Source organism: Arthrobacter sp. GQ119 (assembly GCF_059759125.1).
The window spans coordinates 1-532 of the sequence record NZ_JCAXEA010000075.1 but is presented as its reverse complement, the minus strand read 5'-3'; the positions used below and the strand labels follow the sequence as shown (position 1 = coordinate 532).

The following is a 532-nucleotide window of genomic DNA, read 5'->3' as shown; positions in this document are numbered from 1 at the left end:
CGCAGGTGCGTGCCGGGCAGGCGCTTCTGGGAGTGGATGAAGTCCGGGAACTTGATGCCGTCGCGGATGAAGAACACCGGGGTGTTGTTGCCCACGAGGTCGTAGTTGCCCTCGGAGGTGTAGAACTTCACCGCGAACCCGCGCGGGTCCCGCCAGGTGTCCGGGGAGCCGTTCTCACCGGCAACGGAGGAGAAACGGATCAGCATCTCGGTCTCCACACCGGGCTGCAGGAACGCGGCCTTGGTGTACTTGGAGATGTCCTCGGTGGTCTTGAAGGTACCGAACGCGCCGCCGCCCTTGGCGTGCACCACACGCTCCGGAACCCGCTCGCGGTTGAACTGCGCGAGCTTCTCCACCAGGTAGTGATCCGTGAGGATGATCGCGCCGTCGGCGCCGACAGCCTTGGAATGGGCATCGGACGTGACCGGAGCACCGGACTGTGTCGTGGACACGGCAGGCGCAGAGATGTTCGAAGTCATCTTTCTCCTAATTTATTGATTACTTGACAGTTACGAAGGAAGTTTCTGGGCCC

1 protein-coding gene is annotated in these 532 nt (G+C 62.0%); it reads right to left on the bottom strand.

The genetic code is table 11. The features are described 5' to 3' along the window. On the bottom strand, positions 1-479 hold a 479-nt coding region (locus AC6CH3_RS23415), incomplete at its 3' end, for a catalase (RefSeq protein ID WP_498134709.1). Positions 480-532: the final 53 nt, after the last annotated feature.